The 24,619-nt window shown below is 70.7% G+C and carries 25 protein-coding genes; 13 read left to right on the plus strand and 12 right to left on the minus strand.

Going from position 1 to position 24,619, the window contains the following annotated elements:
- Window positions 1-211 precede the first annotated feature (211 nt).
- Together ACWDEN_RS30470 and ACWDEN_RS30475 are read right to left on the minus strand one after the other, a co-directional pair.
- Complete coding sequence (locus ACWDEN_RS30470) at window positions 212-1,462, minus strand: DUF3631 domain-containing protein (protein ID WP_058081473.1); 1,251 nt, start codon at window positions 1,460-1,462, stop codon at window positions 212-214.
- 137 nt (window positions 1,463-1,599) lie between these two features.
- Window positions 1,600-1,842 (minus strand): helix-turn-helix transcriptional regulator, encoded by a 243-nt coding sequence (locus ACWDEN_RS30475; protein ID WP_079088060.1) that lies wholly within the window; start codon window positions 1,840-1,842, stop codon window positions 1,600-1,602.
- 479 nt (window positions 1,843-2,321) lie between these two features.
- On the opposite strand from ACWDEN_RS30475, the gene ACWDEN_RS30480 reads away from it, so the two are divergent.
- Both ACWDEN_RS30480 and ACWDEN_RS30485 read left to right on the plus strand, forming a co-directional pair.
- Window positions 2,322-2,618, plus strand: a complete 297-nt coding sequence (locus tag ACWDEN_RS30480; protein ID WP_450860978.1) for a helix-turn-helix domain-containing protein — start codon at window positions 2,322-2,324, stop codon at window positions 2,616-2,618.
- A gap of 1 nt (window position 2,619) precedes the next feature.
- On the plus strand, window positions 2,620-3,957 hold the full coding sequence (locus tag ACWDEN_RS30485; RefSeq protein WP_450861023.1) for a tyrosine-type recombinase/integrase: 1,338 nt from the start codon (window positions 2,620-2,622) through the stop codon (window positions 3,955-3,957).
- A 76-nt stretch (window positions 3,958-4,033) separates the two neighbouring features.
- On the opposite strand, the gene ACWDEN_RS30490 is transcribed toward ACWDEN_RS30485, so the two are convergent.
- Window positions 4,034-4,471: a hypothetical protein gene (locus ACWDEN_RS30490; RefSeq protein WP_003974483.1), complete on the minus strand. Its 438-nt coding sequence runs from the start codon at window positions 4,469-4,471 to the stop codon at window positions 4,034-4,036.
- A 572-nt stretch (window positions 4,472-5,043) separates the two neighbouring features.
- Here ACWDEN_RS30490 and hemL point away from each other — a divergent pair.
- The 8 genes from hemL to ACWDEN_RS30530 all read left to right on the plus strand — a co-directional run bounded on the left by hemL (window position 5,044) and on the right by ACWDEN_RS30530 (window position 13,322).
- Window positions 5,044-6,360 (plus strand): glutamate-1-semialdehyde 2,1-aminomutase, encoded by a 1,317-nt coding sequence (gene hemL / locus ACWDEN_RS30495; RefSeq protein WP_450861025.1) that lies wholly within the window; start codon window positions 5,044-5,046, stop codon window positions 6,358-6,360.
- A gap of 62 nt (window positions 6,361-6,422) precedes the next feature.
- Window positions 6,423-7,082, plus strand: a complete 660-nt coding sequence (locus tag ACWDEN_RS30500; RefSeq protein WP_351610196.1) for a histidine phosphatase family protein — start codon at window positions 6,423-6,425, stop codon at window positions 7,080-7,082.
- A gap of 157 nt (window positions 7,083-7,239) precedes the next feature.
- Window positions 7,240-8,508: a polysaccharide deacetylase family protein gene (locus tag ACWDEN_RS30505; RefSeq protein ID WP_351610070.1), complete on the plus strand. Its 1,269-nt coding sequence runs from the start codon at window positions 7,240-7,242 to the stop codon at window positions 8,506-8,508.
- A gap of 139 nt (window positions 8,509-8,647) precedes the next feature.
- Window positions 8,648-9,238: a TlpA family protein disulfide reductase gene (locus tag ACWDEN_RS30510; RefSeq protein ID WP_351610073.1), complete on the plus strand. Its 591-nt coding sequence runs from the start codon at window positions 8,648-8,650 to the stop codon at window positions 9,236-9,238.
- Between the two features lies 1 nt (window position 9,239).
- Window positions 9,240-10,010, plus strand: coding sequence for a cytochrome c biogenesis CcdA family protein (locus ACWDEN_RS30515; RefSeq protein WP_351610075.1), 771 nt, complete (start codon window positions 9,240-9,242; stop codon window positions 10,008-10,010).
- Between the two features lie 3 nt (window positions 10,011-10,013).
- On the plus strand, window positions 10,014-11,738 hold the full coding sequence (gene resB, locus ACWDEN_RS30520) for a cytochrome c biogenesis protein ResB (RefSeq protein WP_351610078.1): 1,725 nt from the start codon (window positions 10,014-10,016) through the stop codon (window positions 11,736-11,738).
- Window positions 11,735-12,835: a c-type cytochrome biogenesis protein CcsB gene (gene ccsB, locus ACWDEN_RS30525; RefSeq protein ID WP_351610081.1), complete on the plus strand. Its 1,101-nt coding sequence runs from the start codon at window positions 11,735-11,737 to the stop codon at window positions 12,833-12,835. Before resB ends, ccsB begins: the two co-directional genes overlap by 4 nt.
- A 25-nt stretch (window positions 12,836-12,860) precedes the next feature.
- On the plus strand, window positions 12,861-13,322 hold the full coding sequence (locus ACWDEN_RS30530; RefSeq protein ID WP_450860981.1) for a hypothetical protein: 462 nt from the start codon (window positions 12,861-12,863) through the stop codon (window positions 13,320-13,322).
- A 33-nt stretch (window positions 13,323-13,355) separates the two neighbouring features.
- Here ACWDEN_RS30530 and ACWDEN_RS30535 read toward each other — a convergent pair whose 3' ends face one another.
- The 3 genes from ACWDEN_RS30535 to ACWDEN_RS30545 form a co-directional block, all read right to left on the minus strand.
- Entirely contained in the window at window positions 13,356-14,771 is a 1,416-nt protein-coding gene (locus ACWDEN_RS30535) for a condensation domain-containing protein (RefSeq protein WP_450860983.1), read from the minus strand.
- A 146-nt stretch (window positions 14,772-14,917) separates the two neighbouring features.
- Window positions 14,918-15,883, minus strand: coding sequence for an isopenicillin N synthase family dioxygenase (locus tag ACWDEN_RS30540; RefSeq protein WP_450860985.1), 966 nt, complete (start codon window positions 15,881-15,883; stop codon window positions 14,918-14,920).
- Window positions 15,876-16,325 carry a nucleoside deaminase gene (locus tag ACWDEN_RS30545; protein WP_450860986.1) on the minus strand — a complete coding sequence of 150 codons (450 nt, stop codon included), beginning with the start codon at window positions 16,323-16,325 and terminating at the stop codon, window positions 15,876-15,878. Before ACWDEN_RS30545 ends, ACWDEN_RS30540 begins: the two co-directional genes overlap by 8 nt.
- Before the next feature lie 206 nt (window positions 16,326-16,531).
- On the opposite strand from ACWDEN_RS30545, the gene ACWDEN_RS30550 reads away from it, so the two are divergent.
- On the plus strand, window positions 16,532-18,280 hold the full coding sequence (locus ACWDEN_RS30550; protein ID WP_450860988.1) for an outer membrane protein assembly factor BamB family protein: 1,749 nt from the start codon (window positions 16,532-16,534) through the stop codon (window positions 18,278-18,280).
- 34 nt (window positions 18,281-18,314) lie between these two features.
- Here the strand turns inward: ACWDEN_RS30550 and pqqE are convergent, their stop codons facing one another.
- The 4 genes from pqqE to ACWDEN_RS30570 all read right to left on the minus strand — a co-directional run bounded on the left by pqqE (window position 18,315) and on the right by ACWDEN_RS30570 (window position 21,976).
- On the minus strand, window positions 18,315-19,706 hold the full coding sequence (gene pqqE / locus ACWDEN_RS30555) for a pyrroloquinoline quinone biosynthesis protein PqqE (protein WP_450860990.1): 1,392 nt from the start codon (window positions 19,704-19,706) through the stop codon (window positions 18,315-18,317).
- Entirely contained in the window at window positions 19,703-20,392 is a 690-nt protein-coding gene (gene pqqC, locus ACWDEN_RS30560) for a pyrroloquinoline-quinone synthase PqqC (protein ID WP_351610099.1), read from the minus strand. The genes pqqE and pqqC overlap by 4 nt, the downstream gene beginning before the upstream one ends.
- The gene (locus tag ACWDEN_RS30565) at window positions 20,377-20,535 is read right to left on the minus strand and encodes a hypothetical protein (protein WP_351610100.1); all 159 of its coding nucleotides are present in this window, start codon (window positions 20,533-20,535) and stop codon (window positions 20,377-20,379) included. Before ACWDEN_RS30565 ends, pqqC begins: the two co-directional genes overlap by 16 nt.
- 466 nt (window positions 20,536-21,001) lie before the next feature.
- A complete protein-coding gene (locus ACWDEN_RS30570) occupies window positions 21,002-21,976 on the minus strand; it encodes a quinone oxidoreductase family protein (protein ID WP_450860993.1) in 975 nt (324 codons plus the stop codon).
- Between the two features lie 55 nt (window positions 21,977-22,031).
- On the opposite strand from ACWDEN_RS30570, the gene ACWDEN_RS30575 reads away from it, so the two are divergent.
- Window positions 22,032-22,409, plus strand: coding sequence for an ArsR/SmtB family transcription factor (locus ACWDEN_RS30575; protein ID WP_351610105.1), 378 nt, complete (start codon window positions 22,032-22,034; stop codon window positions 22,407-22,409).
- A gap of 183 nt (window positions 22,410-22,592) precedes the next feature.
- Entirely contained in the window at window positions 22,593-23,549 is a 957-nt protein-coding gene (locus tag ACWDEN_RS30580; RefSeq protein ID WP_450860995.1) for a DMT family transporter, read from the plus strand.
- Here the strand turns inward: ACWDEN_RS30580 and ACWDEN_RS30585 are convergent.
- Window positions 23,437-24,327 carry a LysR family transcriptional regulator gene (locus ACWDEN_RS30585; RefSeq protein WP_450860997.1) on the minus strand — a complete coding sequence of 297 codons (891 nt, stop codon included), beginning with the start codon at window positions 24,325-24,327 and terminating at the stop codon, window positions 23,437-23,439. The genes ACWDEN_RS30580 and ACWDEN_RS30585 overlap by 113 nt on opposite strands.
- Complete coding sequence (locus ACWDEN_RS30590) at window positions 24,327-24,617, minus strand: PLD nuclease N-terminal domain-containing protein (protein ID WP_351610112.1); 291 nt, start codon at window positions 24,615-24,617, stop codon at window positions 24,327-24,329. Before ACWDEN_RS30590 ends, ACWDEN_RS30585 begins: the two co-directional genes overlap by 1 nt.
- Window positions 24,618-24,619: the final 2 nt, after the last annotated feature.

Here is a 24,619-nt window from a genome sequence, read left to right on the forward strand (position 1 = left end):
GGCGGTGCGTGAGGGCAAGCGTGGTACTCCAGGGGGAGACGGGTGCCTAGGCACGGTGCGGGGTTGCCAGTGGGGAGGGCGGCGGACTCGTCGCACCCGTCGCATGCCTGGTCAGGGCAGGTACGGGAGCCTGGCGTGATACGGGAGGACCCGTCACAGTTGCCGGACCCGTCACGGGGATGACCTGCGGTGCGACGTGTGCGACGGGTGTTTACGGGTGTACGGCCGACCCGTGACGTGTGGTCTCACCGCCGTCGGGTGGCTGCTCCTCGGGGCAGTAGCGGGCCCAGGCATCGGTGAACTGTGCGTGGGTGAATCCCCGGGCCTGCCGTCCGCCTTCGAAGCGGAGGACGGCTGCCTGGATACCGAAGTCCTTCAGCAGGATCCCCAGGTAGCGCGGGGTCAGACCGGTGTTGCGGTACTCCGCCCACGGCGCCTCCTGGTCCTTGAGTAGCTCTTCCAGCAGGTCCCGCGTGCGCACGGTGTCAGGATCGCCGTAGCACGCGAAGACGCGGCGGATGTCCTTCAGCAGGCGTGTCTTCACGTTGGACTCGTCGTCCTGGCCGACCTCGGCGGCACACATGGCCACGCACGCTTCGCGTGCTCGCTCCGGCCAGGAGTCGCCTGCCAGTTCGGCGACGACCACCAGCGGTTCCCAGGTGTCGGCCGCACGGTCCTGCACCGGCATCGGCGGCACCAGGTCGGCTGCGGTGTCCATCAGCGGGCGCAGCCAGGCAGTCAGCCGGTCACGTAGGGCGTGCAGGGCGGGTATGTCGCGGCGGGAGCGGAACTGTTCCACCCGCTCACCTGGCTTGCGCCGCTGCATTCGGATCACCACGGCCCGGTCCATGACCGTGTCCGGCAGGTCCCCGATGCCGGCGAGCGCGGCCATGGCGAAGGTGGGGAACGCCTGCGGCTTGTGCTCCGGCCCGGAGATCCGCAGGGCGGGCCGGTTGCGCTGGTGGCCGGCGTTGAGGAGGCCACGCAGCTCCTCGTTCTTTTCGGCGGCCTTGATGCTGCCGAAGATGGTGTCGGCCTCGTCCACCAGCAGGGTGGGCGGGTCCGCACCGATGGCGCGGAAGACCACCGCCGGGCTGGTGTTGACCGTGATCAGCGGCTCGCGCACAGTCTCGGTGAGCACGTCCAGCAGGCGGGACTTACCGCACCGCTTCGCAGGCCCGACCACGGCGAGGCGAGGTGCGTGCTGGAGGGCGGGCTGGATGTGCGTGGCCGCCACCCACAGCGTGACGGCGGTCAGCGCCTCACTGCTGGGCAGGATCACGTACCGCGCGATGGCTTCCTGCAGCTCGTCCAGTAGCTGTGCGCCTTCTCCGGGCTGCCCTGGCTCGTCGTCCTCCGAGGTCGAGGCTTTCGCGGTGGCGTCCTGGCCCAGGGCGGCGACGGGCGGCCAGGTGGGTATCGAGGATGCGGCGGAGGAGTCGGGGGACGTAGATTCGTCCATAGGCGTTCCTTCCCGGTGGGCCGGACGGGCAAGGCCCGGCCCACCGATTCGATCGTTCAAGGGCGATGGGGGCGGGGACTCCGTGGCTCTCGGCGGTGGCTCGCGGAGAGCCGCTTCGCTGTCCCGGCAGGGCGGCTTCAGGCCGTGAGGTCGTACGCGGACTGGGCGTTCACCCAGGCGTCCACCTCGGACCAGCGGTAGCGGAGGTGGCGGCCGACCTTGTGCACGTTGGGGCCGATGCCCCGGTACTTCCACTGGTAGAGCGTTTTCACCGGCACCCCGAGATAGGCAGCGACTTCCGCCGGGGTGGCCAACGGGCCGCGCCGGGCAGCGTCGGCGGAGGAAGGGGCGTTCGCGCTGCGGAGAGAGGTATTCGGCACAGGGCTCCTTTTCGGTCTTGGACAGCGTGCCTGGACAACACAGCCACACCGTCAGCGAAGAAGTCCAGCGTTGGTTCTAAAACTCTCCACTAATTCCCTCGGCGTGGCTGGGAGGGGGAATAACCGTAGAGGCGGATCGGCCGTTGACCAAAAAGTTGGCGACTACCTCCTCATCCCTGATCGCCCGAGGGGCTTCGACCGGGCCTGTCTCGTCGGTTGGTGCAGGCCGGAGCCTGTCTGGGCAGGTGATCAGGTGAGCTGAAGCAAGCGGTGAGCACATCATCGGTTACCGGCTCAAAACGCCCAAGGTTCACGCGCGACGGCAAGTTAGCACGGCGACTCCCGGAATTACCCGTCCGTGCCTCGTGAATGGGCGAGATAAACGCCACGCCGCCCCACGGTCACCCTGCAACGACTTCTGTAGAGTTTTAGAGCCAACTCTTGCCATAAAGGTCGGCTGCAAGTTACAGCTACCTGTCATGGCAACTCGACCCGTTGAAATAGGCCCCGCCGGCCTCCACGCCGCCCGCGCCATAGAGCGAATACGCATCGCGCGCGGCCTGACCCAGCACCAGCTGGCTGCCCGATGCACCGCGCTGGGCCGCCCGATGTCCAACACGGCCCTCAGCCGCACCGAGCGCGCCCACCGCCGCTGTGACGTCGACGACCTCGTCGCGATCGCCGCCGCCCTCGGCGTCTCGCACGCAGTCCTGCTGCCTCTGGAGACCTCTGCGATCCAGACCTGGGAGCGCATTCAGGGGGTCCTTCTTGGCTGACGTGTACGACCGTTGGCACAAGTCCCACCCCAAGCCCACCGAGGCCGAGTGCGGTGAACACAAGAGCCGTACGCGGCAGATGGTCCCCACCGCCGATCACGGCGTCGGCAAGCGGTGGCAGGTCCGCTACCGCGATCTGGACGGCCGCCAGCGCAAGGAGAACTTCGACACCAAGGCCGAGGCGGACAACCGGGCCGCCGAGGTCGACGTCGAGATCCGGCGCGGCTCCTACGTCGTACCAGCCGAGACGAAGCAGACGCTCGGCGCCTACGCGCAGAAGTGGCTGGACGCGAACTCCGTCGGTCCGACGACAGCCCTCCGCTACGAGGCGACGGTCCGCAACCACATCGTCGAGCACCTCGGGCGACGCGAGCTGCGTTCCCTCAACCAGCCCTCGGTCATCCAGGGCTGGATCCGCAGGCTCCAGGACGCCCGCCTGGAGGTGTCGACGATCGAGGGCATTTTCGACATCCTCTCCAGCATCCTCGGCGCGGCCGTGGAGGATGGGCTGCTGCCGAAGAACCCCTGCAAGGCGAAGTCGGTCAAGCTGCCGACCGCGACCAAGAAGAAGATCATCCCTTGGCCGCTGGAGCGCGTCCGGGCAGTCCTCGCCGGTCTGCCCAAGCGCTTCCAGGCCGGAGGCAAGCTCGCGTTCGGCTGCGGGCTGCGTCAGGGCGAGGTGTTCGGCTTCGCCGTCGAGGACATCGACTTCAAGGGCGGCTGGATCCACGTCAACCGCCAGGTGCGGCTCGTCGGCACGAAGCCCGTCTTCGCCCTGCCCAAGGGGAACAAGATCCGGTCCGTGCCTCTATCGGCCCAGCTTGCCGCAGCCCTCAAGGCCCACATGAAGGAGTTCCCGCCGGTCGAAGTCGCCCTGCCCTGGGCCAAGCCGGACGGCGAGCCGAAGACCTTCCGTCTCCTCTTCGTCGACGCGAAGGGGCGGGCCTACAACCGCAGCGTCTTCAACATGGGCGATTGGAAGCGCGCTCTGGCCGCCGCCGGCGTGATCCCTCCCCGCGAGCGCGGGGCGATGTACCTCCAGGCGGCCCCCGAAGACGGGATGCACGCCCTCCGGCACGCCTACGCCTCCGTGCTCCTGGACGCGGGTGAGAGCATAAAGGCGCTCTCCGAGTACCTCGGCCACTCGGACCCGGGCTTCACGCTCCGGACGTACACGCACTTGCTGCCGTCCAGCGAGACCCGCACCCGCAAGGCGATCGACGACGCCTTCACGGAAACGGAAGCCGAGGCGGAAAACGACGGCGACCCACCCGCAGCCCAGGGCACATCAGCACCCCCAGCAAAACCAATGTGCCCTCAATGTGCCCTGGTCGCCTGACGGCCCTCCCCGGCACCAAAAAGGGCGAGGCCCGAAGACCCCGCCCAACCCGCAAGAAACCCCAGCTCAGAGCCGGTCAGGGCCAAACCAGGCAGTACGGCTGATGTCCCGCCTCATGCAGCCGATGGCTGAAGTCCTGCCATTCGTGCAGCAACTGGTACACATTGAACGCATCCCGTGGCCCGCCCCGGTCCGGGACCGTCGACCAGATGAAGGCCGCCGCGCCGACCGCTTCCTCGCCGATGCCGCGCAGGGGGTCGACGACGGTCATGGGGAGCTTGACGACGGCGTAGTCGGGGTGGAGGACGACCAGTTCCAGGGGCGGGACCTTGTGCAGGGGGACACCCTCGATGCCGGTCAGCACCATGGCGGCCATCGTCTCCGGCTTGATCTTGGTGAACATGCCGTTCATGCCCAGCTCGTCGCCGCCGAGTTCCTCGGGGCGCATCGAGATGGGGACGCGAGCCGCGGTCGCACCGTCCGGCGCGCCGAAGTATTTGTATGTCACCCCCACTCGACCACCATTTCTGCTCCCCGCCCTCAGGCGGTCGACCCGCTGGTCGAGCCGGCGATCCGCCGGCCGGTCGAGCTGGCTCTCCAGCTGCCGGTCGGTCCGCCGGTCGTACCGCTCGGGCTCACCCGGTACACCCTGTGTCTGACGTGCGTCGCTCTGCCGTGCCTCGGTCGATTCCTCCGCGTCGCGCCGGTGCCTTCCCCGCCGGGCACGTCGAGGACCCAGGTCATCAGTCCCCTCGCCCAGTCCGCCACCGCGATGCATATCTCCACCCGACTGCTTTTCTAGGACGCGTGGCCCCCGCCGCGCAACCCGATCATCGTGTCAGTGACCTCCCCCACGCCCGCCCGCCGAAACGTGCGGTGGAACAACAGTCCACGGGTTCTTGTCCGGCCTCTGATCATTACGTGCGTAAGAGCTGTGTGTATCAGGTCTCAGTCTCGCAGATGGCGCCCCCGCGGTGCTGCGGACCGGAGGCCGGCCGCCTCGCGGCCCGGCCGCGGCCTACCCTGAGGAGGTCACCCACATCACCGGAGTCCGAGAAGCCGGAGAAGCCGCACGCCATGAGTGCCCTGAGCGAAACGCCCTATCCCTACGACGCGCCCGCCTCCCAGGCGCTCTTCGACCGCGCCTGTGCCGTCACGCCCGGCGGTGTGAACTCCCCGGTGCGCGCCTTCCGCGCCGTCGGCGGCACGCCCCGTTTCATGGTGTCCGGCCGCGGCCCGTACCTGACCGATGCGGACGGCCGGGAGTATGTCGACCTCGTCTGTTCCTGGGGGCCCATGATCCTCGGGCACGCGCACCCCGAGGTCATCGCCGCCGTGCAGGAGGCCGTCGCGCGCGGTACGTCCTTCGGCACGCCCGGTGAGGGCGAGGTCGCGCTCGCCGAGGAGATCGTCGCCCGCGTCGAGCCCATCGAGCAGGTCCGGCTGGTCAGCAGCGGGACCGAGGCGACCATGAGCGCCATCCGGCTCGCCCGTGGGTTCACCGGGCGGTCCAAGGTGATCAAGTTCGCCGGGTGCTACCACGGGCACGTGGACGCCCTGCTCGCCGCCGCCGGCTCCGGGGTCGCGACGTTCGCGCTGCCCGACACCCCCGGTGTCACCGGCGCCCAGGCCGGCGACACGATCGTGCTGCCGTACAACGATCTCGAGGCCGTGCAGGAGGCCTTCCACCGGCACCCCGGCGAGATCGCGTGCGTGATCACCGAGGCCTCGCCGGGCAACATGGGGGTCGTGCCGCCGGAGCCCGGGTTCAACCAGGGGCTCAGGGACGCCTGCCACAAGAACGGCGCCCTCTACATCTCCGACGAGGTGATGACCGGCTTCCGGACCAGCCGCGCCGGGTGGTACGGCGTCGACGGGGTCAAGCCCGATCTGATGACCTTCGGGAAGGTGATGGGGGGTGGGTTCCCCGCCGCCGCCTTCGGCGGGCGGGCCGACGTCATGGCCCACCTCGCGCCCGCCGGGCCGGTCTACCAGGCCGGCACGCTCTCCGGTAACCCCGTCGCCACCGCCGCCGGGCTCGCCCAGCTGCGGCTGCTGGACGACGCCGCGTACGACGCGGTGAACGCGGTGTCCGCGCAGATCCAGGCCCTCGTCACCGAGGCGCTGAACAAGGAGGGCGTGGCGCACCGGGTGCAGACCGCCTCCAACATGTTCTCGGTGTTCTTCACCGACCGGCAGGTGCGCGACTACGAGGACGCCAAGCGACAGGAGTCCTTCCGCTTCACCGCGTTCTTCCACTCGCTGCTGTCGAACGGCGTCTACCTGCCGCCGTCGTCCTTCGAGTCCTGGTTCGTGTCCACGGCCCACGACGAGCGGGCCGTCCAGAAGATCGCCGACGCCCTTCCGGCGGCGGCCCGGGCGGCTGCGGAGGCCACCGCGTGAGCAACAGCATCAGCAGCAGCGACAGCAGCGGCCGGGACAAGGACGTCACCGTCGTCCACCTCATGCGGCACGGTGAGGTCGAGAACCCGACCGGGATTCTGTACGGGCGGCTGCCCGGCTACCACCTGTCCGAGCTGGGCCGGCAGATGGCCGACCGGGTCGCCGAGCACCTCGCCTCGCGGGACGTGACGTACGTCTGCGCCTCACCGCTGGAGCGGGCGCAGGAGACGGCCACCCCGATCGCCAAGGCGCACGGTCTCGACCTGGACACCGACGAGCGGCTCATCGAGGCCGGCAACGTCTTCCAGGGCAAGACCTTCGGCGTCGGTGACGGCGCGCTGCAGCGGCCGGGGAACTGGAAGCACCTGGTCAACCCGTTCCGGCCGTCCTGGGGGGAGCCGTACGTCGACCAGGTCGTGCGGATGACGGGCGCGCTGAACGCGGCCAAGGACCAGGCGCGCGGGCACGAGGCGGTGCTGGTCAGCCATCAGCTGCCGATCTGGATCGTGCGGTCCTATGTCGAGCGGCGCCGGTTGTGGCACGATCCGCGCAAGCGGCAGTGCACGCTGGCCTCTCTCACGTCCTTCACCTACCTCGGCGACAAGATCGTGTCGGTCGGCTACAGCGAGCCCGCCATCGATCTCGTCCCGGCTCATCTGCGGGCCGGTGCCAAGCCGCAGAAGGGCAAGGGCACCGCTCAGGGGAAGGCCTTCGGGGCCTGAGGACGTCTGACCGCGGTTTCCTGACGGTCCGTTTGACGTAACTTAGGGTGTCTTTTCCGCAACTATTGCGAAAAACATAAGAATTATCGGAACCTCCCCGATCGTCGTGCCCTCTGAATGGGTGACCATCAGATGGCGCGATGAATCGGGGATTTCCATGCGCACCGACTCCCGGACCCTCTCCCGCCGGGGAATACTCGGCCTCGGCGCGGGTGCCGCTGCCGCCGCGACCCTCGCCGGCTGTGGGAGCCACACGTCATCGGACGGCGCCGGGCAGTCGAACGGTTCCGGTGACGGGAAGAACGGCCAGGACGGCGGCGCGAACGGCGCGCCGCAGGGCCGGCTCATCGGGGACGGCTCCACGTCGTACACCGGCAAGCAGCCGCACCAGCCGGCCGCGCCCGAGCCGCTGCAGCCCGGCCAGACCCCGCCGCAGTTCGTGATCTTCTCCTGGGACGGTGCCGGCGAGGTCGGCAACGGGCTCTTCCCGCGCTTCCTGGACCTCGCCAAGGAGCACGGCGCGAGCATGACCTTCTTCCTCTCGGGTCTCTACCTGCTGCCCGAGTCGAAGAAGCGCCTGTACCAGCCGCCGAACAACCGGGTCGGCGCCTCCGACATCGGCTACCTCAACGACGAGCACATCAAGGCGACGCTGACCAACGTCCGCCGGGCCTGGCTGGAAGGCCACGAGATCGGCACCCACTTCAACGGGCACTTCTGCGGCGATGCCCACACCTCGGTCAAGTGGTGGACGCCCCAGCAGTGGCACAGCGAGATCAAGCAGGCCAAGTCCTTTGTGAAGAACTGGAAGACCAACACCGGCTTCACCGACATGCCGGCCCTGCCGTTCGACTACGAGAAGGAACTGGTCGGCGGCCGTACGCCCTGTCTGCTCAACCAGGAGAACCTGCTGCCCACCGCCCGTGAACTGGGCTGGCGTTACGACGCCTCCTCGCCCGGCGGTCTGCAGATGTGGCCGGTGAAGAAGCACGGGCTGTGGGACCTGCCGCTCCAGGAGATCCCCTTCCCCGGCAAGAAGTTCCAGGTCCTCTCGATGGACTACAACATGATGTTCAACCAGTCGCAGAACTCGACCAAGGCGCCGGCCTACAACTACCCGGCCTGGCGCGAGCAGGCGGCCGGGGCGTACATCGCCGGCTTCAGGCGGGCATACTTCTCGAACCGGGCGCCGATGTTCATCGGCAACCACTTCGAGCACTGGAACGGCGGCATCTACATGGACGCCGTCGAGCAGGCCTTCAAGCACATCGCCCAGGCGAAGGAGAAGGGCGCCGACGTCCGGCTGGTCTCCTTCCGGCAGTTCGTCGACTGGATCGACGTGCAGAAGCCCGAGGTGCTCGCCAAGCTGCGCACGCTCGCTCCCGGGCAGGCGCCGGCCGGTGGCTGGAAGACCTTCCTCGCCTAGCCTCCCGCTCGCTCCCCGCAGCGCCCTCCCGCTCGGCCCCCTGTCGGAAATGTCCCGTGTAAATACGCCCTGAAATGCGGTTTTCCGCCCGGCAGGGGGGTGCCAGAGATCGCCGGAACGGACATGCGAAACTTTTCACATGAGTACCCGTAGCCGCGCCGTCCTGCTCAGCGCCGTGGCCGCCGTCGCGGCCCTGACCCTGTCCGCGTGCGGCAAGGGCGGCACCTCCGGCGGCGGTGGCAACATGGGCTTCGTCACCGGCCACAACGGCATCGACACCGTGCCGGCGGGCAAGCGCGCCGGCGCCCCGGACCTGTCCGGCCAGACCATCGACGGCAGGACCCTGGACGTCGCCGACTACAAGGGCCAGGTCGTCGTCATCAACGTCTGGGGCTCGTGGTGCGGGCCGTGCCGCGAGGAGGCCGAGTACTTCTCCAAGGTGTCGAAGCAGTACGACGGCAAGGGCGTGCAGTTCGTCGGCATCAACACCCGGGACACCAGCACCACTCCCGCGGTCGCCTTCGAGAAGGAGCACGGGATCAGCTACCCGAGCCTGTACGACCCCACGGGCAAGCTGATGCTCCGCTTCGAGAAGGGCACCCTCAACCCGCAGCTGATCCCCTCCACGCTCGTCATCGACAAGCACGGGAAGGTCGCCGCGCGGGCCCTGGAGGCGCTCGACGACACCGCCCTGCTGAAGATGCTCAAGCCGGTCCTCGCGGAGAAGTGACGTGAGCGCGCTCCTGACGCTGGCCGCGACGGGCCAGAACGAGACGGTGCGGAGCGGCGCCCTGCTGATCGCCCTGCCGGTCGCGCTGCTCGGCGGGCTCGTCTCCTTCTTCTCCCCCTGCGTCCTGCCCCTGGTCCCCGGCTACCTCTCCTATGTCACCGGCGTGGCCGGCACCGACCTGGCCGAGGCCAGACGCGGGCGGATGGCCACCGGTGCCCTCCTGTTCGTCCTGGGCTTCACCGCCGTGTTCGTCTCCGGCGGCGCGCTGTTCGGCTTCTTCGGCTCCACCCTGCAGGAGTACAAGGACACGCTGTCCAAGGTGCTCGGCGTGCTCATGGTCCTGCTGGGCGTCTTCTTCATGGGACTGATGCCCTGGCTGACCCAGCGCGAGTTCCGCTTCCACCGGCGTCCGGCGGCCGGTCTGATCGGCGCGCCCCTGCTCGGCGCCCTGTTCGGGGTCGGCTGGACCCCCTGCATCGGCCCGACCCTCGCCTCCGTCATCGCCCTGTCCTCCCAGCAGGCGAGCGCCGGCCGGGGCGCGATACTGACCGTCGCCTACTGCCTCGGCCTCGGCGTCCCCTTCGTGCTCACCGCGATCGCCTTCCGCAAGGCGCTCGGCGCGTTCGGCTGGGTCAAGCGCCATTACGTATGGGTGATGCGCATCGGCGGCACGATGATGATCGTGACCGGTGTGCTGCTGCTGACCGGCGCCTGGGACAGTCTGGTGCAGCAGATGCAGACCTGGTCCGACGGCTTCACTGTGGGGATCTGATCGATGAGCAAGACCGAAACCGACAAGAGCCGGGACCAGGCGGACGCGGACCAGGAGGACCTCGGCGCGGCCGGCTCCCAGCTGTCCACCGCCCCGCGCGAGGAGCTGTCCGCCGCCCCCGGCCTCGGCGTCATCGGCTGGGCCCGCTGGTTCTGGCGGCAGCTGACCTCCATGCGGGTCGCGCTGCTGCTGCTCCTGCTGCTCTCGCTCGGCGCGATCCCCGGCTCGCTCATCCCGCAGACCGGCGCCGACCTCAACAAGGTCGACGACTTCCGCAAGGCACACAAGACGCTCGCGCCGATCTACGACAAGCTCGGACTGTTCCACGTCTACAGCTCGGTGTGGTTCTCCGCGATCTACATCCTGCTGTTCGTCTCCCTCATCGGCTGCATCGTCCCGCGCACCTGGCAGTTCGTCGGCCAGCTGCGCGGCCGTCCGCCGGGCGCCCCCAAGCGGCTGACCCGGCTGCCCGCCTACACGACATGGCGTACGACCGCCGAGCCCGAGCAGGTCCGCGAGGCCGCGCTCGCCCTGCTGAAGAAGCGCCGCTTCCGCGCCCATGTCGCCGGGGACGCCGTCGCCGCCGAGAAGGGCTATCTGCGCGAGCTGGGCAACCTGGCCTTCCACATCGCCCTGATCGTGCTGCTGATCGCCTTCGCCTCCGGCCAGCTGTACAAGTCGGACGGAACCAAGCTGGTGGTCGAGGGCGACGGCTTCTCCAACGCGCTGTCGCAGTACGACGACTTCAAGTCCGGCAGCCTGTTCCAGAACGACGACCTCGTGCCGTTCAGCTTCGACCTGAAGGACTTCAGGGGCACCTACGAGGTCACCGGCCCCAACAGGGGCACGCCGCGCACCTTCGAAGCCAAGATCGACTACAGCCAGGGCGCGTACGGCAAGCAGAAGTCGACCACCATCCAGGTCAACCAGCCGCTGCACATCGGCGACGCCAAGGTCTACCTCGTCAGCCACGGCTACGCACCCGTCATCACCGTCCGCGACGGCAAGGGCGACGTCGTCTACCACGACGCCGTGCCGCTGCTGCCGCTCGACGGAAACGTCACCTCCAACGGTGTGATCAAGGTGATGGACGGCTACCGCGACGCGCAGGGCAGGAAGGACCAGCTCGGCTTCCAGGCCTTCTTCGTGCCGACCTTCGACCCGAAGAGCGGCACGATGCTCTCCCAGTTCCCGGCGCTGGTGAACCCGCTGCTCGCGGTGAACGCCTACCACGGTGACCTCGGCGTCAACTCCGGTATTCCGCAGAGCGTGTACCAGCTGGACAAGACGCACATGAAGGCGTTCAAGGACAGCAAGGGCCAGCTGCTGAAGAAGCTTCTCCAGCCGGGCGACACGCTCACGCTGCCGAACGGCGCCGGGTCGATCACCTTCGAGAAGGACATCAAGGAGTGGGCCGGCTTCGAGATCGTCCAGGAGCCCGGCAGCGGCTGGGCGCTGGGCGGTGCCCTCACCGCGATCTTCGGCCTGGCCGCCTCGCTGTTCATCCAGCGGCGCCGGGTGTGGGTGCGCGCGGTGCGCGGCGCCGACGGCGTGACGGTCGTCGAGATGGCCGGGCTGGGCCGCAGCGAGTCCGCCAAGGTGCCCGAGGAACTGGGCGACCTCGCCGGAATCCTCTACGACCAGGCGCCGGGGGCACCCGACCCCGACGACGACCCTTCAGAATCCCCCGACACCCCAGTCGTACCTGCCGAAGGGGCTGAGAAGTGACTCTCGCCGCCGCAACCGATCTCGCCGCCGCGACCAACGAACACCTGGCGAGCATCAGCAACACGCTGATCTACTCGTCGATGGCCGTCTACACCCTGGCCTTCTTCGCGTACATCGCCGAGTGGCTCTTCGGCAGCCGCAGCAAGGTGGCCCGTACGGCCGCCGCGCTGACGGCCCAGCCGGAGACCTCCGCGAAGGCCCCCGCCGTCACCGTCAAGCAGGCCGGCGGTACGGCCGTGCTGGAGCGGCCGAAGGTCGTGGTCCGCTCGGCCTCCGGCGCCCGTGATGTGCCGGACGGGCCGGGTGCGCACGGCGGGGACGCGCAGGGCGACCTCTACGGCCGCATCGCCGTCTCGCTCACCGTGCTCGCCTTCCTGGTGGAGCTGGCCGGTGTCGTCGCCCGCGCCGCCTCCGTGCAGCGGGCGCCGTGGGGCAACATGTACGAGTTCAACATCACCTTCTCCACGGTGGCCGTCGGCGTGTACCTCGCGCTGCTGGCACTGAAGAAGAACGTGCGCTGGCTCGGGCTGTTCCTGATCACCACGGTCCTGCTGGACCTGGGCCTCGCGGTCACCGTCCTGTACACCGCGAGCGACCAGCTGGTGCCGGCGCTGCACTCGTACTGGCTGTACATCCACGTCTCCACCGCGATCTTCTGCGGCGCGGTGTTCTACGTCGGCGCGGTCGCCACGATCCTGTACCTGTTCAAGGACTCGTACGAGACCAAGCTGCAGACCGGCGGCAAGCCCGGTGCCTTCGCGACCTCGGTCCTGGAGCGCCTGCCCGCCTCCGCCTCGCTGGACAAGTTCGCCTACCGGGTCAACGCGGCGGTGTTCCCGCTGTGGACGTTCACGATCATCGCGGGCGCGATCTGGGCGGGCGACGCCTGGGGCCGCTACTGGAACTGGGACCCGAAGGAGACCTGGTCCTTCATCACCTGGGTCGCCTACGCCTGCTACCTGCACGCCCGGGCCACCGCCGGCTGGAAGGGCCGCAAGGCCGCCTACCTGGCGATGATCGCCTTCGGCTGCTGGCTGTTCAACTACTACGGCGTCAACATCTTCGTCAGCGGCAAGCACTCCTACGCGGGCGTGTGAGCCGAGGGTCGCCCACACTGGTGTCATGAGCGGTTCCATCGCACAGGGCACCAGCCAGACCCACGGGAACACGCACATACTCCACTTCCTGGTGCGGCTCCCGCGGCCCATGGAAGACGTCTGGCCGGCGGTGGCCACCCCCGAGGGACTCGGGGCGTGGTGCACCGCCGTCGACGTTCTGCAGCCCCGCCTCGACGGCGCGGTCACCCTGCGTGACCTGGGCTCCGGCCGGGTCACCGCCTGGGACGTGGACCGGGTCGCGGAGTACACCGTCGAGGGCGGCGGCCGGATCCGGTTCCATCTGGAGCGGGGCGGCGACGCGGAGAGCGTGCTGCGCTTCACCCACGAGTTCCAGGGCGAGGCGGCGTCGGAGTCCGACTGGCGCAACAGATTCGAACGCCTGATCGGCATCCTGGAGTCGTCCCGGCCTCTTCCGGGAAAGATGCCGCCCGAGCCCTCGGAGCCCCTTCCCGGTCAGTTCACCTAGGGGGCGGCAGGTCACTCCTTCCCGGTGTCCGGCTCAGGACACCGCGGACAGGCTGCCGTGGGCCACCGAGGCGATGTGGTCGCGCAGCCGCTCGACGTACAGGCGCAGGTTCTTCGCCGCCACGTCCGTGTCCGGATACCGGCTCGCCAGCCACAGCCCCTCGTGCAGCCGGTTCACCCACACGCACACCTGGTCGCCGTACGACACCCGCAGCAGCGCGTGCGCCCGCTGCTCGGCCCAGCGTTCGGCGCCGGGGACGGCCCGGGTGTCGACGTAGGAGACGATCGAGTACAGGTCCGGCGAGGTCGGCCGGAAGTCCGCGCCGAGCAGGCTCAGCACCCGGGCCAGCGGCATCCGGGCGAGCGAGCGGTTGGCCTGCAGCTCCGCGCGCACCGCCCGCAGGGTCTCCGGGAAGCCCGTCGTACGGCCCACCGGGACCTCGATCGGGGCGCCGCCCACGTACCAGCCCACCGAGTCGCTCCAGCGCGACTTCACCCGGGTGTGGAACGGCACCACCGTCCGGTACACCGGCTGCCCGCCCAGCTCGTGCACGATCAGCCCGGTCGCGGCCAGCAGACCGACCAGGCTGCCGCCGTACGGCCTGCAGTACGCCTCGAACGCCGCCGCCTCGGCGGCGTCGGCCAGCGGCTCGCACAGCATCCGCTGCCGGGGCAGCGGGCCGCCCGGTTCCACTCCGAGGTCGACGGGGAAGCCGGGCAGCATGCCGTCGCAGCGCCGGATGAACTCGCGCCAGCGGCCGACGATGGCGTGCCGGGCGTCGATGCCGTCCGCGTCGGCCCGCTCCAGCTCGCAGAAGTCGACGTAACTGGCCGCCGGGGTGCGGGAGCCGGGGCCGGTGCCGGCCAGGCCCGCCGTGTACAGCTCGTGCACCTCGGCGGCGATCCGGGTCAGGGAGTAGGCGTCGACGTTGCTGTGGTCGAAGGCCATGTACACGCTGGCGCCGTCGTCCCGTACGACGGCCGTGTAGATCAGGTTCGGCCAGCGCAGCGCGTCCGCGACCGCGTCGAACCGTTCCTCGAGGCGCCGGACCAGCTCGTCCGCGTCCCGGAAGTCGCCTGCCTCCTCCCGGTGCAGGGACACGTCGGCGGCGTCCAGGGTGAAGCGGCGCAGTTCGTCTTCCGCGGGTCCCGCCCAGCGGAAGCCGCTGCGCAGCGTCTCGTGCCGTACCGTCCAGCCGCGCAGCGCCTCCTGCAGCACATCGAGGTCGACCGGGCCCGGCAGGTCGAAGGCGGTGCCGAGCCAGGTCGGCACGAACAGCCCGTCCTCCCGGACGCACCGGGCGGTCCTGATGTGCGACTCCTGGATGTACGCCGGGGGCCGGCAGTCGTCCGGGAGTGCCGTCGCCGCCGCCACCGTCGCCGGGCTCAGCGTCCATTCGACGAGCCGTCCCGGCCGGACCTCGCAGCGCTGGATGTCAGTGATTCGCACGCGTCTCCCATCGCAGAAAGGGGGCCCCTGGTCGCGGGCCCCCTTCAAGGGCCAATGCCACGGGACGCGAACGGGACATGCCCGGCGGGTTCGTTTCAGCGGAACGGGTGGCGGCCCGGACACGGGATTGACAGGGGTGGCCCGGTTCAGCCGACGGTGATCGAGTCCAGCTTCTCGCGCAGGTACACGTGCGAGTCGACCGGCGGGTACGTCACCCGGCCCACCGGCGCCGGCACGGACTCCACGACGGTGCCCGGGGTGCACTCGCCGAAGTACACGAGCGACATCAGCTCCTCGGCGGGCGCGTCGGCGGGCGGGGGCAGCACCCGGTGCCGCCCGGACCGCCACCGGTCGCCGGTCCAACGGGCCAGCAGATCACCGGTGTTGATGGTGAAGGCGTCCGGGTCGTACGGCGCGTCCTCCCAGCCGCCGGCGTCGGTGTACACCTGAAGCCCGCCCTTCCCGGCCTGCCGGTCGAGAATGGTCACGGTGCCGAAGTCGGTGTGCGGCCCGATCCGGAACTGCCCGGGCAGCGGCTCGCCGACGACGTCCGTCCCCGGATACCAGTTGATGTTGAAGCCGTACGTCGGACGCTCCATGTGCCGCGAGAAGAAGTCGGGCTCGAGCCCGAGCGCGTACCCGAGCAGCGACAGCAGCTCCTTCTCCAGGGCGGCCATGCGCGACAGGTAGGTCCTGCACAGCTCCCGGAGCTCCGGCACCTCGGCCGGCCATACGTTGGGCGCGTACCACTCCGCGTTCACGACCGGGTCCTCGAAGGGCTCGTCCGTGGCGAAGGTCAGCGACTCCTTCAGGTCGGGCGGTGTCTCGGTACCCTCCGCGTACCCGTTGGCCTCGGCACCGGGCCCGAGCCAGCCCCGGCCGCCGACCCTCGCCTCGTACCGCCGCTTGACCTCGACGGGCAGCAGGAAGAACTCCCGCGCGGCCGCCCGGATCCCGGCCCGCAGCCCGGGCTCCACACCGTGCCCGGTGACCAGCAGGAACCCGGCGGTCTGCAGTGCCTGGTCGACGGTACGAGCGAGGCCGGCGCGGGCCTCCTCGTCGCCGTGGAGCCAGGGCCGCAGATCAATGGTCGGAACGCGCGTGTCACTCACCGATGTCCTCGTTCCACAGCTCGGGGTTGTCCTTGACGAAGGCGCGCAGCACCGAGACGCACTCGGGGTCCTCCAGGACCAGGATCTCCACGCCGTGCTCGGCCAGCCACTCATGGCCGCCGTGGAAGGTGGTGGCCTCGCCGATCACCACCCGGGAGATACCGAACTGGCGGATCAGGCCGCTGCAGTACCAGCAGGGGGAGAGGGTGGTGACCATGGTGGTGCCACGGTACGTGCGCCGCCGTCCCGCCGCGCGGAAGGCGGCCGTCTCCGCGTGGGCGGAGGGGTCGCCGTCCTGGACCCGGCGGTTGTGGCCACGGCCGAGGAGGGTGCCGTCCGGGGCGTAGAGGGCGGCACCGATCGGGATCCCGCCCTCGGCCAGGCCGGCACGGGCCTCCGCTACGGCGGTGGCGAGCCAGACGCGGGCCTGTCGTTCGTCCATGGCCCCCACTGTGCTGGGCGGGAGGAGCGCGGGGCAACGCCGGGCGGGGGTGTCGAGGACCCTGCCGGTGTCCTCGCCCCGTGTCTGTTGCTCCCCGGGAATGAATCCCTCGTCGCGGCGAGAGCCGCCTGCCCGATCACCTGAGTGTGCGTCAAGACAATCGGTGTCGGCCGAGTTGAGCGGGACCCGAAACCAGGGCGGAGCACATGACACGACTCACGTCGCCTGCGAACCGACGAACCGGGGCAGGAGGACAGGGCAGACGGCGGCTGCTGCGGCTGAGAGCCACCGCTGCGGCGGGCCTGCTGCTGCTCGGACTCGCCTCCCAGGCACAGGCCATCGACTCCACCATCTCGGTGAACAACAGCCGCACGGGATGGGACGCGAACGAGCCGAACCTGTCGCCGGCCCAGGTGTCCTCGTCGAGCTTCGGACAGCGCTGGTCCACCGCGGTGAGCGGTGCGGTGGAGGGCCAACCGCTGGTCACCGGCAGGCATGTGATCGTCGCCACCGAGAACAACTACGTCTACGGCATCGACGCCGTCACCGGGCAGAAGAACTGGACCCGTCAGCTCGGCCCGACCTGGCCCACCTCGGCGGTCCAGGCCGGCTGCACCGCCCCCGCGCCGCACACGGGGATCACCTCCACCCCGGTGTACGACCAGTCGTCCAACACCGTCTACCTCACCAGCAAGGTCAACGACGGTGCGGACGTGCAGCACCCGCACTGGTACTTCCACGCGTTGGACGCCTCCAGCGGCGCCGAGCGCGCGGGCTGGCCGGTGCGGATCCAGGGCACGCCGACCAACAGCCCCGGCCACCCGTTCAACGCGTTCACCTCCTTGCAGCGTGCGGGGCTGCTGCTGCTCAACGGCTGGGTGTACGCGGCCTTCGCCTCTCACTGCGACGCCGCTCCCTACGTCGGCCAGGTGGTGGGGGTGAAGACCAGCAGCCGTAGCCTGACCCTGTGGTCCGACGAGGCCGGTTCCGGCAACCAGGGGGCCGGTATCTGGCAGAGCGGCGGCGGCCTGGTCTCGGACGGCTCCGGCCGGATCTTCCTCACCACCGGCAACGGCTTCGGCACGGGCTCCTCGCCGAGCCCCGGCCCGGGCAGCAGGCCGCCCGGCCACCTCGGTGAGTCGGTGGTCCGGCTCGCCGTGAACAGCGACGGCAGTCTCTCGGCTCGGGACTTCTTCAGCCCGGCCAACAACCGGACACTGGACAGCCACGACACCGACCTCGGCTCGGGCGGGCCGGTCGCGCTGCCCGGCGGCTTCGGCACCGCCGCCCACCCGCACCTGCTGGTGCAGGTCGGCAAGGACGGCCGGGTCTTCCTGCTGGACCGGAACAACCTGGGTGGCATGGGCCAGGGCCCGAACGGCACGGACAAACCGGTGAGCATGGCCGGACCCTTCGAGGGCGTCTGGGGCCACCCCGCCGTCTGGGGCGGTGGCGGAGGCTACGTGTACACCGTGGCCACCAAGATCGGTAACGCCCGTTCGCCGCTGCGCGCGCTGAAGTTCGGGGTGAACAGCTCCGGCATTCCGACCCTGACCAGCGTGGGCACCAGCAACGAGGGATTCGGCTACGGCTCCGGTTCCCCCGTGGTCACCTCCAACGGAACGTCCCCCGGCTCCGCGCTGGTCTGGGCGGTGTGGTCCGGCTCCGGCTCATCCACCGGTGGTGCACTGCGGGTCTACGACGCGGTGCCCGTGAACGGTGTCATGCACCTGCGCCGCTCCTTCCCGATCGGCACGACGTACGGCTTCGTGGTCCCCGCCACTTACAACGGCCGGGTCTACGTGGGGACCGGGGACGGCCACCTCGTGGCCTTCGGCACCGCGGGCGCGGCCTCCGGCACGGCGGGCGCGGCCTCCGGCACCGCGGGCCCGTCCTCCGGCACGCAGACAGGTGGCTGCCGCCCCTGTGGGGGTTCGGACCAGTACGGGTCCTGAGCCTCGCCGCTCGGGCCCCGGCCCCGGACGCACCTCAGCGGAAGCGTCTGGGGGCGGGGCCGGAGCCGGCGGCCGGGATCGGGTCGGTGACCAGGTGGTGGTGTGGCGAGAGGGGGCAGGCCGGGTCGGTGGCGGCCGGATCGCCGGTGAACTGGAAGGCCTGGCAGCGGCAGCCGCCGTGGTCCACCTCGCGCAGTGCGCAGCCGCGACACGGCTCCGGCATCCAGGCGGTGCCCCGGAACCGGTTGAAGGCGGGGGAGTCGTGCCAGATCGCCGCCAGATCCTCGGTGACCGCGCTGGGCACCGGCAGAGCGGGCAGCTGAGCGGCGGCGAGGCAGGGCAGCACGTCGCCGTCGGGCGCGACGACCAGCTGACGCTCTCCCCAGCCGTTCATGCACGGCTTCACCGCGCCGGTGTGGTGATCGGCGGCGACGAGCACGATCTCGGCCCGTCCGATGTGGCGTTCCCGGGCCGCGGCGACGTCCCGCTCGGCCTGCCGGACCTGTTCCCTGGAGGGCGCGAGGTGGGCGCGGTTGCGCCAGGCCCAGCCGTAGTACTGGGTGTGCGCGAGCTCGACCCGGTCGGCGCCCAGCGCCACCGCCTGGTCGGCGAGGTCGCCGAGCCGCGCCAGATTGCCCCGGTGCAGCACGGCGTTGACGGTCAGCGGCAGGCCGGCGCCGGTGAACCGCCGTGCCGCGGCGAGTTTCCGGTCATGGGCGGTGAGCCCGGCGACGGCGTCGGCGCGGCCCGCGTCGGCGTCCTGGAGTGAGAGTTGCACATGGTCGAGGCCCGCGTCGGCGAGTTCGGCGGCCCGCCCGGCGGCCAGCGGGATGCCGCTGGTGACCAGGTTGGTGTAGAGACCCAGCCGACGGGCCCGGTCGACGAGGACCGTCAGATCGCGACGCAGCAGCGGTTCACCGCCGGTGAGGTGGACCTGGAGCACGCCCAGTTCCCGCGCCTGGTCGAGGATCCGCAGCCAATGCTCCGTCTGAAGTTCGTCGCGGTGGCGGGAGAGTTCGACCGGGTTGGAGCAGTAGAGGCACTGGAGCGGGCAGCGGTAGGTGAGTTCGGCGATCAGGCCGAGTGGAGCGGGCGTGCGTACGGCGGTGCCGGACGGGCCGGCGGCGGCGACGGGGCGGGCGGGTGCGCCGGTGCCGTCCAGGGCGAGCAGCCGCCGTTCGGCGAGATCGGCGAGCAGCGCGCCCACCTGCTCGCCGTCCACCCCGTCGAACTCGTCGCGGAGCCGGGCGGTGATCGCTCGCGCGCCCCGGCGTCCGTCGCAGTGCCGGAGTACGGCGGCCGCGCTGTCGTTGAGCATCAGCACGCCCTCGGGGTAGACCAGCGCGGCCTGGTTCCGGACCGGGTCGTGCACCAGCCGCACCCCCTTGCGCAGGCCGGGGATCACGGCGGAGTCGGCGGTGCTCACCGGGCGGCCCCGTAGTCGACCGCGTCCAGCATGGCGTTGAGGACCTCGCACTTGAAGGCCAGGGCGTCGATCGCGGCCTGCTGCTGCTCACCGGTGACACAGTGGTCCAGGACGAGCTCGAGGGTGCGGGCGCTGTCCTTCCGGGCGACCGGGATGCGGCGCTCGAAGTAGCCGTAGCCGGCCGGGTCGATCCACTCGTAGTGCCGGCGCCAGGCGGCGACGCGGGCAGCCATGTGGTCGGGCGAGAACATCTCGGTGAGCGCCGCTGCCACACCTTCGGTCCACGGTCTGGTCCGGCAGAAGTGCAGGTAGCCGTCGACGGCGAAGCGCACACCACGGGCGACGTGCCGCTCGTCGAGGACCTCGGCGCGGTCCAGGCCGACCGCCTCGGCGAGCACCAGCCAGTCGGCCAGCCCGCCGTCGGTGCCGCTTGTGCCGTCCTGCTGGCCGAGCCGCTCGGCCCAGACCCGGCGGACCTCCGGCAGTGGGCAGTTGGCGATGATCGCGGCGTTCTTGCGGGTGAGGCAGAGCTGGTAGTACCAGCGGTTGGCGACCCAGTGCCGCAACTCCGGCGGCGTGCAGCCACCGGAGTGCAGGCGCTGGTGGAACGGGTGGCTGTCCCAGTACCGTCCGCGCAGGTCGTACAGCCTGGCGGCGAACCGGTCGCGGGTCAGCGCTTGCGCCACGGGGCGGTCTGTCCGGCGTAGGCGGTGATCTCGGCGCCGGTGCGGTGGCATTCCACCACCGGGGCCGACCAGGCGGGTTTGGCTGCGACCCGCCGGACCGGGGGCGCGCTGGGGGCGGGTCGCCGTGTGCGGGTGGCGGTCACAGGTGCCTCCTTGGTGAGCGGGGCGGGAGCGGACCCGCGGGCCTGCCGGTGCGGGACCGTCCTTACGGCAGGACGCTACGAGCCCGCCCGCCCGGCCGCCGGTTCAGCGCCCCCGAACGGGTGACGGCCCAGGGCGCGAACACTGCGGGAGTACCGGGGCCGCGCGGCGACCGCCCGCCAGATCCGCTCCGGCGGCGCGCCGGTCGGCGTAGGAGGAGTGCAGCAGCAACGGGGACGCGAACGCGGGCCGGCAGGGCGGCACGGACGGCTCCGGCGGCGCGTCCGGCACCGGGAGCGGTGGCAGGAGCAGTGGAGGCAGCGGATCCGCAGCTCGGGGGGTTCCAGCACCACCGGAGGTTCCAGCGGCTCCGGCGGCTCCACCATATGTTCTGCAGCGGGTACACCGCCGCCCCGATCCTGGGCCGGGCGGCCGCGAAGTTGCCTGAGGTGAGCGGCAGTTGGGGGCTCAGTCGGCCACCCGCAGCAGCAGCTTGCCCGTGCTCGACCGTCCTCCCATCAGCCGGTGTGCCTCCGCCGCCCGGGCGAGCGGGAACTCGGCCGTCACCGGCAGGGTCACCGTGCCGTCGGCCGCCTTCGCGAACGCCCGCTCCGACAGCCGGCGCAGGGCGTCCGGCGCGGTCCGGGCCAGGTTCAGGATGGAGAAGCCGGAGACAGAGACGCCGAGCGGGTACAGCTCGGGCTGGCCCACGCTCCACGGCTCGGCGCCGCTCGCGTTGCCGTAGGAGACCAGGCGTCCGAAGGGCGCCAGCGAGGCCAGCCCCGCGCGCAGGGTGTCGCCGCCGACGGGGTCCAGCACCAGGTCGGCGCCGCGCCCCCCGGTCGCCGCGCGCACCGGTTCCTGGAAGGAGCCGACGAACACCTCGTCGTAGCCGTGGCTCTTGGCGTGGGCGGCCTTCGCGGCCGAGGAGACCACGCCGTACACCGCCCCGGCGCCCGCGGCCCGGGCGAGCTGCCCGACCGCCGTGCCGACCCCGCCGGCCGCGCCCTGGACGAGGACGGACTCGCCGGGCTGGAGCCGGCCGACGGTGTGGACGAGGGCGTAGGCCGTGGGCAGCACCGTCGGCAGGGTCGCGGCGGTGCGCAGGTCCAGGCCGGAGGGGACCGGGAAGACGGTCGCCGCCCCGGCCACCGCCACCTCCGCGTACGCGCCTCCCTCGGTGAGCGCGACCACCTCCTGGCCGACGGCCAGGCCGGTGACGCCGGCGCCGAGCGCGCGGACGCGGCCGGAGACCTCCAGGCCGGGCACGTACGGCAGCGCGGGCACCCGGTAGCCCTCCGCGCGGGCCTTGAGGTCGGCGAAGTTCACGCCGGTGTAGGCCACGTCGATGCTCACCTGCCCGGGGCCGGGCTCCGGCACCTCGGCCGTCACCGGTCGCAGCACCTCGGGACCGCCGTACTCCTGGAACTCCACCGCGCGCATGCCACACCCCTGGCTCGAACCGACTGTTCAATTAAAAGCGAACACTCGCGAGTGTATGGTTTCCATCGAACACTCGGCAAGAGGAAGAGGGGAGCGTGGCGTGACCACCGGCAGTCACCGGGCCGCCCCGGAGCACACTCACCCCGACGACGTGCCCGTTCTCACGGCGCTCGCCGCCCTCGCCGACCCCGTGCGCCTCACCCTGGTCAGGGAGCTGGCAGGCTCCGCCGACTGGACCCGCAGCTGCGGCAGCTTCGATGTGCCGGTCGGCAAGGCCGCCCTCAGCCACCACTTCGCGGTGCTGCGCGGGGCCGGGCTGGTCGAGCAGCGCGACGAGGGCCCCCGACGGGTCAACCGGCTGCGCCGGGCCGAGTTCGACGCCCGCTTCCCGGGGCTGCTCGACCTCGTCCTGCGCGACGACCCGTTTTCCTGACGGCTCTTCACATCCCTTTTGCCGGCCTTCTCGCACCGACGACCCGCACGAACGGGCCAGGGCTCGGGCCGCCGCCGACGACCGCCGGTGAACTGCGGGTATCGGCACCGCCGATGACCCCATCGGCAGCGCCCCGCACTGGCGCGTGGACCGGCACCGGGGGCCGTTCGTAGCGTCACTGCCATGACCTCAGAGACCAGGGGCACGGCCCAGCTGACCACCGCCATGATGCTCTCCGGCACCCTCGGCGTCTTCGTCGTGGAGTCGGGTGCCTCGCCCTTCGACGTCGTCTTCTTCCGCGTCCTGTTCGGCGCCCTCGCCCTCGGCGGCTATGCCGCCGCCCGCGGCTGGCTGCGCGACCACGGCTTCACCCGCCGCACCCTCGGACTCGCCGTGCTCGGCGGGGTGTTCATCGTCCTCAACTGGGTGCTGCTGTTCTCGTCGTACCAGAACACGTCCATCTCGGTGGCCACGGTCGTCTACCACACGCAGCCCTTCTACGTGGTCCTCCTCGGCGCCCTGCTGTTCCGCGAACGGCTCAGCGCCGCGAAGGCGGGCTGGATCGCGGTCGCCTTCGCCGGGCTGGTCCTCGTCTCGGGCGTCACCCCCGGCGACTTCACGAGCGGCGGCTCGTACCTGCTCGGCATCGGCCAGGCCCTCCTCGCCGCCCTGCTCTACGGCCTGTCCACCCTGGCCACCAAGCGGATCACCGGTGTCCGCCCGCACCTGATCGCCCTCGTCCAGGTCCTCGTCGGCATCCCGCTCCTGCTGCCCTTCGCGGACTTCGGCGCGATGAGCGGCACCGGCTGGAGGTGGGGCTGGCTCGTCGGGCTCGGCCTGATCCACACCGGGGTGATGTACGTCCTCATGTACGCCGCCTACGCCCAGCTGCCCACCGCGAAGATCGCCGTCCTGGCCTTCGTCTACCCGGCCGTGGCGATGCTGATGGACTGGCTGGTCTACGGCCACCACATCGGGCTCGTCCAGACGCTGGGCGTCCCGCTGATCGTGACGGCGAGCCTGAAGGTCACCCTGGCCCGTCCTGCTCGGCGACCAGCCGCCGCGCCTGCTCCGCGAACAGCCGGGCGTGCGCCGGAAGCCGCTTCCCGGCCCGCCACGCCAGCTGCGTGCGAAGCGTGAACGGCGGCTCCCAGTCCAGCCGTACCAGAGAGCCCTCCGCGAGTTCGGCGGCGACCGTCACCTCGGGCAGCAGCGCTATCCCGAGGCCGGCCGCCGCCGCGCGCTTGGTGGCCTCGATCGTGCCGAACTCCATGAACTCCACGTCCCCGAAGGACCTCAGCTCCCGCTCGAACAGGTCCCGGTAGGCGCAGCCGGGCTCGGTGGCCAGCAGGGGCTGGTCCGTCAGGCCGGCGGTCGTCACGGGGGAGGCGCTCAGTGCGTGCCCGGGCGCCGCGACCAGCGCCAGCGGCTCCACCGCGAGCACGGCGCTCTCCAGCCCCGGGTGCTCGGTCTCCTCCTCCATCAGGAACCCCACGTCGTAGGTGCCCTGACGCAGCGCCTGCCGGGTCTCGTCGCCGATGGTGGTGCGCAGCGCGAGCCGCACCCTGGGGTGGCGGTGGTGGAAGTACTCCAGCAGCGGCGGCAGCCGGTAGGAGGTGAGCGACTCCATGGTCCCGACGGTGAGGGTGCCGGAGGGCTCCTCCGGCTCGACGACCGCCGCCCGGGCCTCCTCCGCCAGCTCGATGATCTGCCGGGCGTACGGCAGCAGCCGCTCACCGGCCTCGGTGAGCCGGATCCGGCCGCCGAGCCGGTCGAACAGCTCGATGCCGAGGGAGGACTCCAGGGTGCGGATCTGACCGGTCACGCTGGACTGGGCGTACGACAGCTCGGCCGCGGCCCGGGTGAAGCTCAGCACCGTGGCGACCTTCTCGAAGGTGACGAGCAGCCGGAGTTCCATCAGCCCTGCTCGGGGTCGTCCCTGTTCAGGGACTTGAGGAACTCGGGGTTGTCGTCGGGGGCGACCCACTGCCCGGGCGTGGCGCCGCCGCCCGCCGGGGCCGTCTGCCGCGCCCTGCCGGTGATCAGCCAGGCCACCGGCCCGACCAGCACCTCGCCGAAGAGCAGGATGATGACCACCCACACCACCTTCGGCAGATGCCGCACCTCTTCCTCCGGGGTGTTCAGGCAGTCCACGAAGGCGTAGATCCACAGGGCCAGGACCAGCAGGAACGGCAGATACCTGAGCATGG

Source organism: Streptomyces sp. NPDC001153, assembly GCF_053598315.1.

Coding starts and splice junctions, on each gene's coding strand:
- ACWDEN_RS30470 (WP_058081473.1), bottom strand. CDS start 1,462: ATGGACGAATCTACGTCCCCCGACTCCTCCGCCGCATCCTCGATACCC.
- ACWDEN_RS30480 (WP_450860978.1), top strand. CDS start 2,322: ATGGCAACTCGACCCGTTGAAATAGGCCCCGCCGGCCTCCACGCCGCC.
- ACWDEN_RS30500 (WP_351610196.1), top strand. CDS start 6,423: ATGCGGCACGGTGAGGTCGAGAACCCGACCGGGATTCTGTACGGGCGG.
- ACWDEN_RS30505 (WP_351610070.1), top strand. CDS start 7,240: ATGCGCACCGACTCCCGGACCCTCTCCCGCCGGGGAATACTCGGCCTC.
- ACWDEN_RS30510 (WP_351610073.1), top strand. CDS start 8,648: ATGAGTACCCGTAGCCGCGCCGTCCTGCTCAGCGCCGTGGCCGCCGTC.
- resB (WP_351610078.1), top strand. CDS start 10,014: ATGAGCAAGACCGAAACCGACAAGAGCCGGGACCAGGCGGACGCGGAC.
- ACWDEN_RS30530 (WP_450860981.1), top strand. CDS start 12,861: ATGAGCGGTTCCATCGCACAGGGCACCAGCCAGACCCACGGGAACACG.
- ACWDEN_RS30545 (WP_450860986.1), bottom strand. CDS start 16,325: ATGGACGAACGACAGGCCCGCGTCTGGCTCGCCACCGCCGTAGCGGAG.
- ACWDEN_RS30550 (WP_450860988.1), top strand. CDS start 16,532: ATGACACGACTCACGTCGCCTGCGAACCGACGAACCGGGGCAGGAGGA.
- ACWDEN_RS30570 (WP_450860993.1), bottom strand. CDS start 21,976: ATGCGCGCGGTGGAGTTCCAGGAGTACGGCGGTCCCGAGGTGCTGCGA.
- ACWDEN_RS30575 (WP_351610105.1), top strand. CDS start 22,032: ATGGTTTCCATCGAACACTCGGCAAGAGGAAGAGGGGAGCGTGGCGTG.
- ACWDEN_RS30580 (WP_450860995.1), top strand. CDS start 22,593: ATGACCTCAGAGACCAGGGGCACGGCCCAGCTGACCACCGCCATGATG.
- ACWDEN_RS30585 (WP_450860997.1), bottom strand. CDS start 24,327: ATGGAACTCCGGCTGCTCGTCACCTTCGAGAAGGTCGCCACGGTGCTG.
- ACWDEN_RS30590 (WP_351610112.1), bottom strand. CDS start 24,617: ATGCTCAGGTATCTGCCGTTCCTGCTGGTCCTGGCCCTGTGGATCTAC.